The organism is Phormidesmis priestleyi ULC007 (genome assembly GCF_003003695.1).
Lineage (GTDB): Bacteria > Cyanobacteriota > Cyanobacteriia > Leptolyngbyales > Leptolyngbyaceae > Phormidesmis_A > Phormidesmis_A priestleyi_A.
The window spans coordinates 18199-32272 of record NZ_PVWG01000009.1 but is presented as its reverse complement, the minus strand read 5'-3'; the positions used below and the strand labels follow the sequence as shown (position 1 = coordinate 32272).

15 protein-coding genes are annotated in these 14074 nt (G+C 50.0%); 9 read left to right on the top strand and 6 right to left on the bottom strand.

The genetic code is table 11. The features are described 5' to 3' along the window. The first annotated feature begins 55 nt into the window (after positions 1-55). Entirely contained in the window at positions 56-925 is an 870-nt protein-coding gene (locus C7B65_RS10220; protein WP_073071746.1) for a 6-carboxytetrahydropterin synthase, read from the top strand. A gap of 402 nt (positions 926-1327) precedes the next feature. Here C7B65_RS10220 and C7B65_RS10215 read toward each other — a convergent pair whose 3' ends face one another. The 3 genes from C7B65_RS10215 to proS form a co-directional block, all read right to left on the bottom strand. Further along, entirely contained in the window at positions 1328-2005 is a 678-nt protein-coding gene (locus tag C7B65_RS10215; protein WP_073071748.1) for a GerMN domain-containing protein, read from the bottom strand. Between the two features lie 112 nt (positions 2006-2117). After that, positions 2118-2891, bottom strand: coding sequence for an LmeA family phospholipid-binding protein (locus tag C7B65_RS10210; protein WP_073071750.1), 774 nt, complete (start codon positions 2889-2891; stop codon positions 2118-2120). Positions 2892-2919: 28 nt separating this feature from the next. After that, the gene (proS, locus tag C7B65_RS10205) at positions 2920-4725 is read right to left on the bottom strand and encodes a proline--tRNA ligase (RefSeq protein WP_073071752.1); all 1806 of its coding nucleotides are present in this window, start codon (positions 4723-4725) and stop codon (positions 2920-2922) included. A 607-nt stretch (positions 4726-5332) separates the two neighbouring features. Here proS and C7B65_RS10200 point away from each other — a divergent pair. The 4 genes from C7B65_RS10200 (at position 5333) to C7B65_RS10185 (ending at position 7102) form a co-directional block, all read left to right on the top strand. Beyond that, entirely contained in the window at positions 5333-5620 is a 288-nt protein-coding gene (locus C7B65_RS10200; RefSeq protein ID WP_073071754.1) for a YkvA family protein, read from the top strand. Between the two features lie 256 nt (positions 5621-5876). Then, positions 5877-6188 carry an RNA recognition motif domain-containing protein gene (locus C7B65_RS10195; protein ID WP_073071755.1) on the top strand — a complete coding sequence of 104 codons (312 nt, stop codon included), beginning with the start codon at positions 5877-5879 and terminating at the stop codon, positions 6186-6188. A 106-nt stretch (positions 6189-6294) separates the two neighbouring features. After that, positions 6295-6654 (top strand): pentapeptide repeat-containing protein, encoded by a 360-nt coding sequence (locus C7B65_RS10190; protein ID WP_073071757.1) that lies wholly within the window; start codon positions 6295-6297, stop codon positions 6652-6654. 64 nt (positions 6655-6718) lie between these two features. After that, complete coding sequence (locus tag C7B65_RS10185) at positions 6719-7102, top strand: response regulator (protein ID WP_073071759.1); 384 nt, start codon at positions 6719-6721, stop codon at positions 7100-7102. On the opposite strand, the gene ychF is transcribed toward C7B65_RS10185, so the two are convergent. Both ychF and C7B65_RS10175 read right to left on the bottom strand, forming a co-directional pair. After that, positions 7099-8190, bottom strand: a complete 1092-nt coding sequence (gene ychF, locus C7B65_RS10180; protein WP_073071761.1) for a redox-regulated ATPase YchF — start codon at positions 8188-8190, stop codon at positions 7099-7101. The two genes, C7B65_RS10185 and ychF, sit on opposite strands and share 4 nt — an antisense overlap. Positions 8191-8220: 30 nt before the next feature. After that, the gene (locus tag C7B65_RS10175; RefSeq protein ID WP_073071762.1) at positions 8221-8406 is read right to left on the bottom strand and encodes a hypothetical protein; all 186 of its coding nucleotides are present in this window, start codon (positions 8404-8406) and stop codon (positions 8221-8223) included. Between the two features lie 5 nt (positions 8407-8411). Between C7B65_RS10175 and C7B65_RS10170 the strand changes: the two genes are divergently transcribed. From C7B65_RS10170 to C7B65_RS10160, 3 genes are all read left to right on the top strand, one after another. Beyond that, positions 8412-9893: an aminotransferase class I/II-fold pyridoxal phosphate-dependent enzyme gene (locus C7B65_RS10170; RefSeq protein ID WP_073071764.1), complete on the top strand. Its 1482-nt coding sequence runs from the start codon at positions 8412-8414 to the stop codon at positions 9891-9893. A gap of 74 nt (positions 9894-9967) precedes the next feature. Continuing rightward, positions 9968-10567 (top strand): precorrin-6Y C5,15-methyltransferase subunit CbiT, encoded by a 600-nt coding sequence (gene cbiT, locus C7B65_RS10165; RefSeq protein ID WP_073071765.1) that lies wholly within the window; start codon positions 9968-9970, stop codon positions 10565-10567. Positions 10568-10709: 142 nt separating this feature from the next. Then, complete coding sequence (locus C7B65_RS10160; RefSeq protein WP_073071767.1) at positions 10710-11579, top strand: phosphatidate cytidylyltransferase; 870 nt, start codon at positions 10710-10712, stop codon at positions 11577-11579. A 4-nt stretch (positions 11580-11583) separates the two neighbouring features. Here C7B65_RS10160 and C7B65_RS10155 read toward each other — a convergent pair whose 3' ends face one another. Further along, on the bottom strand, positions 11584-12369 hold the full coding sequence (locus C7B65_RS10155; RefSeq protein ID WP_083582904.1) for an LmeA family phospholipid-binding protein: 786 nt from the start codon (positions 12367-12369) through the stop codon (positions 11584-11586). 376 nt (positions 12370-12745) lie between these two features. Here C7B65_RS10155 and C7B65_RS10145 point away from each other — a divergent pair, with 376 nt between their 5' ends. Then, positions 12746-13993, top strand: a complete 1248-nt coding sequence (locus C7B65_RS10145) for a DUF4912 domain-containing protein (RefSeq protein ID WP_073071770.1) — start codon at positions 12746-12748, stop codon at positions 13991-13993. Positions 13994-14074 lie beyond the last annotated feature (81 nt).

Sequence of the window (14074 nt, the reverse complement as noted above, 5' to 3'; positions counted from 1 at the left end):
ATGCTGAAGGGAGTGCAAGTTTACGTAACTTAATACCTGCAATCTTCCCCAATTTATGAAATGCATTATCGATCGTCGTGCCCAATTTTCGGCGAGTCATCGCTATTGGCTCCCTGATCTGAGCGAAGCCGAAAACGTTGAGCGGTTTGGTGCCTGCGCCCGTCCGATGGGGCATGGGCACAACTATGTTCTCTATGTCTCAATGCTGGGTGACTTAGACGACTATGGCATGGTACTCAACCTCTCAGATGTCAAGCACGTCATCAAGCAAGAAGTCACCAGTCAGCTTGATTTTTCGTTTCTCAACGAGGCGTGGGCAGACTTTCAGCAGACTCTTCCGACGACCGAAAATATCGCACGGGTGATTTGGCAACGGCTCGAATCTCACTTACCGATCGTCAACATTCGGCTTTATGAACACCCCGAACTCTGGGCTGATTACCAAGGAAACAACATGGAAGCTTTTCTCACCGTCAGTACGCATTTTAGCGCCGCTCACCGTCTTGCCCGCCCTGACCTCAGCTTTGAGAAGAACTGCGAAATCTACGGCAAGTGTGCGCGTCCAAATGGTCACGGTCACAACTACCATTTGGAAGTGACTATCAAGGGCGAAATCGATCCACAAACCGGAATGTTAGCGGATTTAGTGGCGTTTGAGAAAGCGATCGAGGATCACGTCGTAGAACCCTTTGATCACACTTTTTTGAATAAAGACATTCCTTATTTTGAGCAAGTTGTGCCTACAGCAGAGAATATTGCAGTTCACATTCGAGATTTGCTAGAGCAACCAATTCACAACATTGGCGCACAGCTTTATAAAGTCAAACTGATCGAAAGCCCTAACAACTCTTGTGAAATTTATGGGTCAGGCGTGTCAGATGCGATCGCGATGATGATGCGTGAACCCAAAATGGCGATCGCCTAAGAAACCTGTAGGGACGTTCGGCGTTGCAGAGAATGAAATGGCTGTAGGGGTAGCGCCCCCGTGCCTACCCCGGACGGAGGGCAACCAGGGGGGATTGCCCCTACCCAAATCATCTCTCTATTCAACGTCAGTTCGGGTTAATCATTGCCTGCCTAGCGATTGAACCTAGTCTCCTGTGCAGCCTGCGATAGTTTGATCGTCCACTGCCGAGCGTCTCGCCCCCTAAATCCCCTATGCTGGGGGACTTGGAATGGGCACAATTTCTTGAACGCTGTCGATCTTTCTGCTGCAAAGTCCCCCAAGTTTGGGGGATTTAGGGGGCGAAGGGAACTGAAACGGAGCAGTAACTTATCCCGAACTCAGGTTATTCAGCAACGTCGAACATCCACACAAACTAGCTTTTTAGGGAGTGGCTTTAAGGGTGAATTCTTTTTCAAACGATCGGCGCGTCATCGGCTGGTCTAGCATCAAACCTTCGCCGCCCAAAGTTTCTAGAGGTTGACCTCCCACCGAAAGAAAAACAGGCGCACTTGGATCAGTGCTAGTCGCCGTGTAGAGAACCTGACCGACCCGCCCCATCATTGAAGTGCTGCCGCCGCCAGTGGTGAAGGCATCTGACAAATCGATGTGAATGCCGTCGGGCTTGACGGTTAAACTTCTAAGCTGAGTGCCTTTAGGAATCGTGGTTGCTAACGTTTGGGCAGGAGAACCATTGAGTAGGGTCTCGATCGCGCCATTCAAAACGGTTTCTGAGCGATCGTCAGATCTAAGAGATTTCACCTCAACCGGAACGGCTACCAACTCGCCAGAACCCTTTAGCCAATAGACTTGGGCCGTTTTCTCAACGACAGGTGCAACTTTAGGTGTAGAGGGTCGAATCTGCTGAGTCGGAGCGACTGATGCAGACGGTGAGGGTTGAGGCTCGACTTTAGAAATTTCAGGGGGGCGCTCGATCGGTTTAGGCTGAGTTGAAGTGCGCCAAGCCACAAACGCAGTGGTGCTTCCTGCCGTCACCACTAGCGCCGATAACCCGGCAATCATTCCGACGGGAAGGCGACGATTTGTAGGTTGCTCTTGCATTGAGAAATCCCTCCTAATATTGGATCTCGGATTTTAGACAATCTCTGGAGGATGCAACTTGGGTGACTACAACCGCTTCGGGGCTGATTCCGGAAGCTTTCTCAAAGATAGTTTATTTTGGGGCGTTGGGTCTGATTTGCACAAACGCAGCCAGTTGAATCTGAGTTGGATCGACCTGTAATTTGAGAACTCGTACGGTGATACCAGAATTTTCAAGGCGACGTAGATCGAGTTGATTGCTGACTGTTTGCGCGATCGCGCTAGTGATCTGGGCAGGTGCGGGTTTGCCATTCACCAAAAGCGTTGGGTTCACGAGTCTCAGGGTTCGCCCTGACTCAACGCTCAGTTCTGCTTCAGCCACGATCGCCAACTTGTCGGGATAGCCTTGTTCTTGAAGTTCAGCTTGCAGGCGAACTCGACGATTGGGCAAAAATTCGACTTTGGGGTTGAGAAAGTCAAATCGTCCAAGTTGTTGAGCTTCTCGGCGCTGTAAAAACTGAATGCCTAAATTTCGGAGTCGAGTGGTAACAAGCGGCGATCGTAGCCCTTGATTAATATCTTCTGGTTTCAAAACGATTCGCACACCCGCTTGCAAAGGTTGCGCCAATTTGGGCTTTAGACCTTGAAGAACGATCGGGTCGGTTTCTAATTCAAGCACGTCAATGCGAACGTCTTTAATCGGAGACATTCCCCGCCCTGCAATGCGAACGCGATCGATCTTGCCCTTGAGAATTTGATGAACAGGTACGTTATCGATCCGAACTTTTAGCGATTCAACCGAGACAAACCGCGATCGAATCGTGTTCTCAACCACGCGATCGAGCACCAATCCTGATGGCGATATGAGACCGATGAGCGTTGATAGCAGAATAGTGAGCGGTTCCACAACTAAAGCTCAAATAGAGTCAGCGGTGTCATCCTAACGCCTCAGCAATCCATTGTTTTAGAGCCGGAATCACGTCTGCGATCGCCAATTCTTGTACGACTTTGGTTGCCCGTTTCACGACTTCAACTTTGCCGTCTTTGAGCGATTTTCCGGTGACAATTCGGTAAGGAATTCCAATCAAATCGGCATCTTTGAATTTAACGCCAGCCCGTTCGTTGCGATCGTCCAACAAAGTTTCAACACCCGCTTGATTCAATTCACCGTACAGGGTTTCAGCCGCCGCCACTTGATCGGCATCTCCGACATTCGGAATAATCACGATCGCTTGATAAGGGGCGATCGCCACCGGAAAAATAATGCCGTCTTTGTCATAAGATTGCTCAACCGCCGATTGTGCCAGACGAGACACGCCTATGCCATAGCAGCCCATCACGAGCGGCATTTCTTCGCCCTGCTCATTGGTATAAGTTGCGCCCAGTGCTTTTGAATATTTGGTGCCCAGTTGAAAGATGTGCCCGATTTCAATGCCCCGTGCGGTTTGTAGGATTTGGCTGGGATCGTGGATTGCCCGATCGCCCGCTTTTGCCTTTCGTAAATCAACCACCCGGTCTGACTTTTGAAACTGAGTGCCCCAATTTGCCCCGACGAAGTGATAGCCCGACTGATCGGCTCCGGTGACGAAGTTTTGCAGATCTGTGACGGTGCGATCGACCAATCGCACAAATTTAGGTGCAATCTCTTTGGCAGATCGGATGTAGTCATCGCTAATTCCGGGAGACATATAGCCCAAGGGTAGAGGCTTTGATGCCCATTTTTGTTGAGCTTCGGCATCCGGGACGGTCAACGATAAAACTGTTTGAGCGCCATAGTCACCCGCTAATTTGACCAATTCGTTTTGCAACTTAACTTCGTTGACATCTTGATCGCCACGAATGTGAATCAACACGAGAACGGTGATGCCACTGTCATAAACGGCTTGATATAAAACGTTTTTAACGAGTTGAGTGGGAGAGCATTTCAAGAATTTGCAGACTTTCTCGATCGTCTCCGTTCCGGGTGTTTCTCGCTTCTCATAAACTGTAAAAGATGACGGCTCGGAATCGGGTGGCAGTGAAACAGCTTTCTCAACATTGGCAGCATAATTTCCGTCATCGGTGTAGAGGATTTCGTCTTCTCCAGCCTCTGCCAGCACCATAAATTCTTGAGAACCCGACCCTCCGATCGCGCCCGAATCGGCATCCACTGCCCGAAACTTTAACCCGCATCGTCGCAGAATGTTGTGATATGCCTGATTCATTTTCTCGTAGGTCAGCTTCATTGCCGCTTCGTCAGCGTCGAATGAATAGGCATCTTTCATGATGAATTCTCGACCGCGCATCAAGCCAAAACGGGGACGAATTTCGTCGCGAAACTTGGTTTGAATTTGATAGAGAGTTTGGGGCAACTGCCGATAAGAGCGGATCATGTCACGAGCGATCGCCGTAATCACTTCTTCATGAGTCGGCCCTAACCCCAGTTCTCGCTGTTGGCGATCGACCAAAGCAAACATGATTCCTTCAGCTTTGGTGTAGGTGTCCCAGCGTCCCGACTCGCGCCAAAGGTCGGCGGGTTGAAGCTGTGGCAACAAACATTCTTGTGCCCCCGTCGCGTTCATTTCTTCGCGGACAATCTGTGACACTTTTTGCAACACGCGCCACATCAGAGGCAGATAAGCATAGATGCCACTGCCGACGCGACGAATATAGCCAGCCCTCAGCAACAGCTTGTGACTGGGGATTTCTGCCTCCGCAGGGTCTTCCCGCAGTGTGACAAATAGCATCTGAGATAGCCGCATCGTCTGTTCCTTCCGCAAATTCACATTTTAGTCTACGGCATCTGTTGGAGGTTAGCGCGGCGACTTAGCTCCGTGTTGAGGTTTGCAATCTGAAAAACTAGGCTGGAGCAATCCGATCGCGCAAAGATTTTATCGCCGCAATTTCATCTTTTGCCTGTTGTAAAAACTCGTATAGCCATTCTTTAGGAGCGATCGCAAAGGTCGATAGCTTCACTTCACTGCGTGTTCGTTCGAGTTCAAAGCGCGATCATTCGAGTTCAAAGGTCGGTAGGTCTGCTTCACGAAGCGATCGTAACCTATCAAAAATCACAACTTTCAGCTTTAAAAGATAGTCGGTATCCCAGTTTAGTGGCAGCAACGGCAATCCGGCAACGAACGCGTCAATAATCCTATCGTGATTGCAATCGTCTTCACTAACAACGGTTTAAAGACTCGATTGTCAGGTAAAGTAAATCGCTCTTGAGGAACATGAGATCGCACGGCTGGATAGATCACGTCTTGTTCTCACCCTTCCATACGGTCTGCCTCACTTCTCTGGATAGGTTTCCACACCAGACATCTGAGGCACAATCGAACACAATTGAGACTGAAGGCGAGGAAAAAAACTATGAGACTTCCATTTTACGACTGGTATCGCAATCTGATTCGCAACTCGAAATATCGCTGGGTGATTATTGTCGGCACGCTGCTTTATTTGATTAGCCCGATCGACCTATTGCCTGATTTTATTCCCCTGATTGGACAAATTGACGATGCAGTGGTCGTAACGCTGCTGGCTGCCGAATTGTCTGGTCTGTTGCTCGATCGCGTCAAAACTCAGAAAAACAAAAATGTTTCAGCAGACACAACGGTTGCATCGGCTGAAACCGTAGATGTAAATGCAACATCCGTTTAGTAGCTGAACTTGATCGTCGTTTTTTAAAGAGTGGTTTGTGGTCAGAAAAACGTCTGATGACAAACCACTTTTTTAATAGGTGAACAATTAAAAATCAGCCTCGTGCAAATGTTACGGAAAGTTCTATTCATCAGACCGTTATCTAAGTCGTGTGTTAGGCTGAGATTAGCAAAGATTATTTTCGGCTGTGTAATTCGTTCTCACAAGCGTTTCTCCGAATCTAACTCGCTACAACTTCTGATTCTGGAGATATTTTATGTCGATTTACGTGGGCAACCTGTCTTATGAAGTCACTCAGGATGACTTAACACAGACATTTGCAGAATATGGCTCGGTTAAGCGCGTTCAGTTGCCAACCGACCGAGAAACCGGTCGTTTACGCGGGTTTGCCTTTGTCGAAATGGGAACCGACGCAGAAGAAACCGCTGCGATCGAAGCCTTAGACGGCGCTGAGTGGATGGGTCGCGATCTCAAAGTTAACAAAGCAAAACCCCGTGAAGAAAGAGGTTCTTCAGGTGGTGGCGGCGGCGGTGGCTGGTCAAACCAGAATCGCGGTTCTCGATATTAATCTAACCTTGAGAGCATTTGCGCTCTAAAGTCTTGAAGGCAGACAGAGCGTCTGCCTTTTTTATTAGATGATTGAAATCTGCTGTCCCTAACATTCCTCAAACCACATGAATACGAAAGAGTTCTTGAGCCGATATGCGGCAGGGCAGAGAGACTTCAGAAACCTAAATCTGATGGCAGCCAATTTGAGAAACATCAATCTCAGCGGCGTTAATCTGAGTGGCGCTAACTTAACCAAAGCAAATCTGACCCGAACAAACTTAAGCTATGCCAACTTAAGCGACGCAATTTTAACGGGCGCGGTGTTAACGCAAACCAATTTGACCAAAGCAAATTTGCTCAACGCTGACTTGAGCAATACCAGTCTGGCAGAGGCAGAGACTAGTCACGCCAGAGTCAGAAACGCGATCGCCAATGACGCAAATGTTTCGTCGATTCGTCAAACCCCTCTCCCAGACTCAGTTTAGGCGCAAAGCTTGATTGAGATCACCAAAGCAATTCTCGCGCTAGACAAGATCGAGAGGCTTGCGAATGAATCAGCTCCGCTTAATGGTGATCTCAGATGATCCAGTCGCCACCAGCATCGATCGAATGCTGCACACACCTGAAGTGGAGATTGTTGTAGCAGGTTCGGTCAACGAAAGCTTGGAGGCGTTTGGGCTTCGTCAGCCTGACGTTCTGATCTGTGACGTTGATTTGCTAGACGATGAACGCTGCTTGCAAATGCGATCGCTTAGAGCTTTAGAGATTAATCGCGGCTGGAATGCAACACCCGCGATTTTAGTCAGTGGATCGATCAAGGATCTAGACTTTAATCAGGCGATCGCGATGGGCTTCCGAAGATTTTTAGCCCGTCCGATCGAGCGCGATCGTCTCATGTCTGCCATCACCAGTCTGATCAGCTTGTCAAACTAGACATTAAACCTGAACAGCATCACGTCGCCTTCTTGAACCACATACTCTTTGCCTTCACTGCGAACCAAGCCTTTTTCCTTGGCAGCGCCCATCGAACCTGTGGTCGTCAGATCTTTATACGCCACAGTTTCGGCTCGAATGAATCCGCGCTCAAAATCAGTGTGGATCACACCCGCCGCTTGAGGAGCCGTCATCCCAGCCTGGATTGTCCAAGCACGAGTTTCTTTGGGCCCAGTGGTGAAGTAGGTTCGCAGCCCTAAAAGCTCATAGGTAGCGCGGATTAGAGCCTTTAAGCCACCTTCTTCGACCCCTAAAGAAGCTAAGAAGTCTGCTCGATCGTCCTCAGCAAGATCTACTAACTCAGCTTCTACTTGCGCCGAGACAACCACAACTTGAGCTTTTTCCTGCTCTGCCAGGGTTCGCACTTGCTCAACAAATTTGTTTCCGGTTGCCAAGTCATCTTCTGCCACGTTAGCCGCATAGATGATCGGTTTGCGAGTCAGCAGCCCCAAGGGTTTGAGCAAGAGTTCTTCTTCGTCGGTCAAAGTGACTTGACGAGCAGGTTGACCCGCATTCAACACCGGGATCAGTTTTTCTAGGGCAGTGACTTCGACTTGCGCTTCTTTACTGGTGCGAGACTGTTTGCGGGCGCGATCAACCCGTTTTTCAATCTGCCCCAAATCTGCAAGGATCAGTTCTAAATTAATCACCTCGATATCGCTGACGGGATCGATCGCTCCAGAGACGTGAATGATATCGTCATCTTCAAAACAGCGCACTACATGCACGATCGCATCGACTTCGCGAATGTTTGCCAGAAACTGGTTGCCCAACCCTTCGCCCTTGCTGGCACCTTTGACTAACCCGGCGATATCGACAAACTCGACTCGCGCAGGCAAAATGTCAGCAGAGCTAGAAATCGTAGCTAACGCTTTGAGACGCTCGTCGGGCACTGAGACGATGCCCACATTTGGCTCGATCGTGCAAAAGGGAAAGTTGGCGGCAGTCGCCTTGGCATTGGCAACAAGCGCATTAAATAAAGTCGATTTTCCAACGTTGGGAAGTCCAACAATCCCGGCTCTTAGCATGTTGAGTTATAAAGGTAAGCGAGAAAACGGTTATACGGGCCCTGGAATGGTCTGAGGAATCGGGGCAGGAACGGGTGAAGGCACAGGGCTGGGAATTGGCTCAGGAACAGGGCTGGGAATCGGCTCAGGAACGGGACTAGGAATTGGTTGAGGAAATGGCGGTTCGGGAGGTGGGTAGACTATAAGATATCCTAACGAATAATTTGACCTTCCCAACTTAGATGACCCCTTTAGACATTTCATCTTCCCAAATAGCGAGTCCGTTGCTCGACGCTTTACAGCTTTATGCTCAAAGCTCAAATGCTCCTTTCTATACACCCGGACATAAGCGGGGGCAGGGAACTCCGGGGATCTTGACCGATTTGTTTGGGTCGCGAATCTGGCGATCAGATCTCCCTGAACTGCCCGAACTCGATAATCTATTTGCCCCTCAAGGTGCGATCAAAGCCGCTCAAGACCTGGCAGCAAAAGCGTTTGGAGCCGAGCAAACCTGGTTTTTGATCAACGGCTCAACCTGTGGCGTGATCGCTGCAATTTTGGCAACCTGTGAAGCGGGAGACAAGATCATCTTGCCACGCAACGTGCATCAATCGGCGATTTCAGGGCTAATTCTTTCGGGAGCGGTGCCGATCTTCGTCAATCCTGATTATGATGCTGCTCTGGATATTGCCCATAGTGTGACTCCTCAAGCCGTCGAACAGGCGCTCAGGCAGCACCCAGACAGCAAAGCCGTGATGATTGTCTATCCCACTTATTATGGGGTTTGTGGCGATGTGGGGACGATCGCGGCTCTTGCCCATCAGCACAATATTCCTCTGTTGGCCGATGAAGCGCACGGTGCCCATTTTGCGTTTCATCCAGAATTGCCTGATTCGGCGCTGTCTGCGGGCGCTGATTTGACCGTGCAATCGACTCACAAAACTCTCTCTGCTCTGACTCAAGCCGCAATGCTGCACTGCCAAGGAAGCCGAGTCGATCGCGATCGCGTCAGCAAAGCCTTACAGCTAGTGCAATCGACGAGTCCGAGTTATCTGCTGTTGGCATCGCTTGATGCAGCGCGTCAGCAAATGGCAACGCAGGGATCATCCTTGATGGAAGAGACCTTGGGATTAGCGGATCAAGCTCGATCGCGCATTCACCAAATTCCCCACCTCTCGACGCTGAATCCTGAACAAGCGGGTCAGACTTCAGGATTTTGGGCACTCGATCGCACACGCCTCACCGTTACCGTTTCTGAGTTGGGAATTGATGGCTTTAGGGCAGACGAGATTTTGCACCAAACGTTAGGCGTAACGGCTGAGTTTCCATCGTTGCAGCATCTCACCTTCATCATCAGTCTGGGCAACACACAAGCCGACATAGATCGACTTGTGCAAGCGTTTTTCACCCTGGCTACGCTAGAAAAATCGCCCATCCAGAAGACTCCTGCAAGCTTTAAATTTCAAGGCTCAAAGCCCTCCCCGCTCTCTCCGCATCAAGCTTTTTTTGCCCCCAGCGAAACTCTCGCAATCGCGCAAACGGTCGATCGCATCAGCGCCGAGCTAGTTTGTCCTTACCCACCCGGCATTCCGGTTTTGCTGCCTGGAGAACAGATTAGTGAAGCTGCGATCGCCGATCTACAAGAAATTCTGGCATCTGGGGGCATGATTAGCGGATGTGCAGACTCTAGCCTGAAAACCTTACAAGTCGTCAAAGGCGCGTGAAATTTTGTCGAGATTGACTCGATTTTCGTTAACAGCACTACGATCAACTCACTGATTCATCCTGCTGCCCTTCTATGCCCCCTCCCCTCTGGTTTTATGTGACTCCCGGCATTCCTGACGATTGGTTTGAAAGTCTGCCCGGCATTCCGATGAGTCAGCGAGAAGTTCGACTGCTGTTGCTCGCTCATCTGCGGCTGAAGAGCGACTCGGTGCTGTGGGATATTGGCGCAGGCACTGGCACGATTCCTGTTGAGGCAGGGTTATTGTGTCCGGGTGGACGAATTATTGCCGTAGAGCGCGATGGAGAAGTGGCAAGTTTGATTCGCCGCAACTGCGATCGCTTTGGGGTCAAAAATGTCGAAATCATTGAAGGCAGTGCGCCAGAATGTCTGAAAGGATTAGCGCCCCGCCCCGATCGAGTCTGCATTGAAGGCGGACGATCAGTGAAAGCAATTCTCAAAGAAGTCTGGCAACCTCTGAGAACCCAAGGGCGAGTGGTTGCGACGGCTGCAAACTTAGAGACGCTTTATCAAATCTCAGAAAGCCTCGCCGAGCTGCAAGCCCGTAATATTGAAGTCGTGCAATCAGCCGTCAACCGTCTTGAAACACGCGGCACTAACCAAATTTTCGCGGCAGTCGATCCGATTTTTGTACTCAGCGGCGAAAAGTTGTAATAAAAAAGAATCGCCTCTATCCTTCACCCGTTGCTCAATTCTCCGTTAAAGTGTTGCAAAGCAACGCTTAACCTTCACCTCTCTGAGCGAGTGCTGAGGAGTAGACGCAGTTCTGGACAGGTGACCTTCATCGATTAGTGCTATGCCTTGGCCTCGAATCAGTAGTGGAATTGTCGCGATCGTTCTGGCGCTAGGCATGATGGTGCTAGGCGGATGGTATTTTACGGCTGGTTTTTGCCTGATCATCTATTTAGGGCAGTTAGAATATTTTCAGCTTGCCCGCGCTAAAGACATTGCCCCAGCCGTCAAGACAACGCTGGTCGTGAGTCAAATTTTGCTAGTGGTTTCCAACATTTCGCCGCCGATGGCTGATGCCATTTTTCCAGTCGCAGGCACGTTTATCTGTTTCTATCTGCTGTTTCAACCCAAGTTTGCAACGATCGCTGACATTTCGGCTTCGATCATGGGCTTATTTTACGGCGGCTACTTGCCGAGCTATTGGATTCGCCTACGATTTTTGGGTCAAGCTGAGGTTAGCAATCTGCCTCTTAATGGCTTCTGGACAACCTCTTGGCAAGGTTTAGATGCGCTTCCGATCGGGCTGACTAACACCCTGTTAGCGTTTCTCTGCATTTGGGCGGCTGATATTGGAGCTTACACGATCGGGCGCTGGATCGGGCGAACTCGTCTCTCAGATATCAGCCCCAAAAAAACGGTTGAAGGCGCGGTGTTTGGTGTGGCAGCTAGCGTTGCGGTTGCCGTTCTTGGCTCGTGGTATCTCGGTTGGCCAGGGTGGCCGATCGCAGGCGTTGCCCTCGGTCTTCTAATTGGCATTGCGAGTCTGTTGGGCGACTTAACCGAGTCGATGATGAAGCGCGATGCGGGGGTCAAAGATTCTGGACAGTTGATTCCGGGTCATGGAGGAATTCTCGATCGGGCAGACAGTTATGTGTTTACGGCTCCGCTCGTCTACTATTTTGTGACGCTTGTGTTGCCGTTGTTGCCCAAATAATCATTTACGGACTGACCAACAATTTGGCTTGACAGACAATTTGTCCTGCTTCTAACTTTAGTTGCTCAATCTGAGTATCTGCGCCTAAGTCAAACGTGTAACCCTCTAAGTCACTCAAGGGCAAGCCGCGTTTTGCAGTGGCATGAGGCAGCCATTGAGGATTGACTAGCGTTAACTCGTGAGGACTCGCTAACCCAAACCCAGTGCGAATCGCGATCGCGGTTGCATTTCCACTCATCGAAATCAGTGAAGCGCTCAATGTCACTAAATTGGCATCGAGAATAATCTGAAGGTTTTGCAAATTCAGTCGGGGATCAGATTCTAAAGGCACTTCGCCCAGATCGCTGGCACTCAGCAGCGTTAACAAAAATTCCGTTATGCCATTTGCCAACAGGGGTGCCATCAGCGACGCGTTCAAATCGGCTTGCTGTAAGAGCACAGTGCCCTCGACTCGAATCGGCTCTAGCAAACACAAGGGCTTTCCTTTCAAGACTTGCCCTAGATTGATGCGAATATTTTGCCCAGTCAACCGCACTTGACTCAAATGCAAGCCCTGATAAACCGCTTTGCAAGCAGACAACTCCACTTGAGGAATGCAGCCCGAAAGAATTTGGCGATCGCCCGCTTCAACCTCAACTTCTAGATCTTCGATGTGCTCTACCTGCGATCGCAGCCACAGCCCCACCGCCGGGGCCAGCACCTTAGAAATCAAACCCGGTTTCGATGGGCGATTGGGCTGACCTCCAGTGACAGTATCGGTATCCCAAATGTCAGGCTTAGAAGAATCCATAAACAAGCAAAACCAAACTTTACAGCAGTCTACCGGAAATGATCGGACTCTCAGTTATTCGTCCTCTATTCCCTGCTTTTTGTTTCCACATCAAGAAATCCTGACATTTGGATTTCTTTGGGAATCTTTGTACTCTGAAACATTGATGACTCGATCCCCACGCTTAAGTAAATGTCATGATAACTTGACATAACGATCCCCATGTTGCCTATAAATTCGTTGATCCGCACAAATTCAACTGTTTCACCCCTTGACCCGATTAAGTCTTTTCTGCAACATTGGGTGCAGAAAGCGATCCCCGATTTATTAATAAACGTAAACTTATACGTTTTCACTCGTTAGAAAAATTCTGTTTGCATGATTGGAGTTTGTTTTTATGGCAACCGAACGTCCTCCGTTAGACGAAATGACGCTCCGGCAACTGCGCCGAGTCGCCAGCGAATATGGGGTTTCTCGCTATAGTCGAATGCGAAAAGACCAGCTTTTAGCCTCGATCGAAGAGATTCAGCGCAGCCGACTCTCACCCACCCAAAACCCTAAACTTGAGACAAAAGAAGCAGTGGAAGCAGCAAAATTTGATGTTGGACAGAGCGATCTCACAGGTGGCGCACTAGCGGCAGTTGACGCAGATCTGACTGACCTGCCTGAGGGCTATGGTGAAAGTCGCGTTGTGATTATGCCTCGCGATCCTCAATGGGCATACACCTATTGGGATGTGCCCAACGAACACAAAGAAGACCTGCGTCGCAAAGGCGGTCAGCAGTTGGCACTGCGCCTCTACGATGTCACCGATATCAGCGTCGAATATCAAAGTCCCCACAGCGTTCAAGAATATCCCTGCGATGAGCTAGCGCGAGAATGGTATTTGCCGATTCCGGTTAGCGATCGTGAGTATATGGTCGAGATTGGCTATCGGTGTGCAGATAGTCGCTGGCTCGTGTTGGCACGGTCTGCCCCAGTTCGGGTGCCTCCTGTCTACCCCTCTGACTGGATCGAAGATCACTTCGTTACCGTTGGGTGGGATGAAGAACTGCGGGGTCAGACCTTCTTGGAATTGGTTCCTCCTAGCCAGCGTGCGGCATCGACCACGACTGCACCCAACGGCAGCACGACTAGCCCTATCTACGATCGCATCTTTGATTTAGCAGAAAGTGCCGAAGCGCAGCGCATAGCTGGGTCTGTTTATGGCTCAATGCAACAAGCACCGATTCACGAAGAAGCGATTAGCTCCTATGTGTTTCCGTCGGGTGTAGGTCTGTGGGCAGTGCCGACTACTTCTGGCTTAACGATGTCTGGAGTCGGTATGTCAGGCATTGGCTTCGGCGCTTCGGCACCTCCGATCCGTCCGCGTCAGTTTTGGTTGGTGGCAGATGCCGAACTGATTGTCTATGGCGCAACCGAACCCGATGCTACCGTGACGATCGGGGGGCAGCCGATCAAGCTCAACCCTGATGGCACGTTCCGCTTTCAAATGTCGTTCCAAGACGGCGTGATTGACTACCCGATCATGGCGGTTGCGGTCGATGGTGAACAAACTCGCGAGGTGCATATGAAGTTTGAGCGCGAAACGCCTAGCCGCCGCACCAACACCAAAGAAGAAGCCGTTCAAGAGTGGTTGGTCTAACCGTCAAAATCCCTTAATCTCCTTGCCAAATTCCTCGATCGCCTGCCGATCGGGGGATTTTTTTGAGATGGGCTGACGGTG

What these genes read in the sequence shown, in the direction of transcription:
- C7B65_RS10220 (WP_073071746.1), top strand. Translation starts at nt 56, where the DNA reads ATGAAATGCATTATCGATCGTCGTGCCCAATTTTCGGCGAGTCATCGC.
- C7B65_RS10215 (WP_073071748.1), bottom strand. Translation starts at nt 2,005, where the DNA reads ATGCAAGAGCAACCTACAAATCGTCGCCTTCCCGTCGGAATGATTGCC.
- proS (WP_073071752.1), bottom strand. Translation starts at nt 4,725, where the DNA reads ATGCGGCTATCTCAGATGCTATTTGTCACACTGCGGGAAGACCCTGCG.
- C7B65_RS10200 (WP_073071754.1), top strand. Translation starts at nt 5,333, where the DNA reads ATGAGACTTCCATTTTACGACTGGTATCGCAATCTGATTCGCAACTCG.
- C7B65_RS10195 (WP_073071755.1), top strand. Translation starts at nt 5,877, where the DNA reads ATGTCGATTTACGTGGGCAACCTGTCTTATGAAGTCACTCAGGATGAC.
- C7B65_RS10190 (WP_073071757.1), top strand. Translation starts at nt 6,295, where the DNA reads ATGAATACGAAAGAGTTCTTGAGCCGATATGCGGCAGGGCAGAGAGAC.
- C7B65_RS10185 (WP_073071759.1), top strand. Translation starts at nt 6,719, where the DNA reads ATGAATCAGCTCCGCTTAATGGTGATCTCAGATGATCCAGTCGCCACC.
- ychF (WP_073071761.1), bottom strand. Translation starts at nt 8,190, where the DNA reads ATGCTAAGAGCCGGGATTGTTGGACTTCCCAACGTTGGAAAATCGACT.
- C7B65_RS10170 (WP_073071764.1), top strand. Translation starts at nt 8,412, where the DNA reads ATGACCCCTTTAGACATTTCATCTTCCCAAATAGCGAGTCCGTTGCTC.
- cbiT (WP_073071765.1), top strand. Translation starts at nt 9,968, where the DNA reads ATGCCCCCTCCCCTCTGGTTTTATGTGACTCCCGGCATTCCTGACGAT.
- C7B65_RS10160 (WP_073071767.1), top strand. Translation starts at nt 10,710, where the DNA reads ATGCCTTGGCCTCGAATCAGTAGTGGAATTGTCGCGATCGTTCTGGCG.
- C7B65_RS10155 (WP_083582904.1), bottom strand. Translation starts at nt 12,369, where the DNA reads ATGGATTCTTCTAAGCCTGACATTTGGGATACCGATACTGTCACTGGA.
- C7B65_RS10145 (WP_073071770.1), top strand. Translation starts at nt 12,746, where the DNA reads ATGGCAACCGAACGTCCTCCGTTAGACGAAATGACGCTCCGGCAACTG.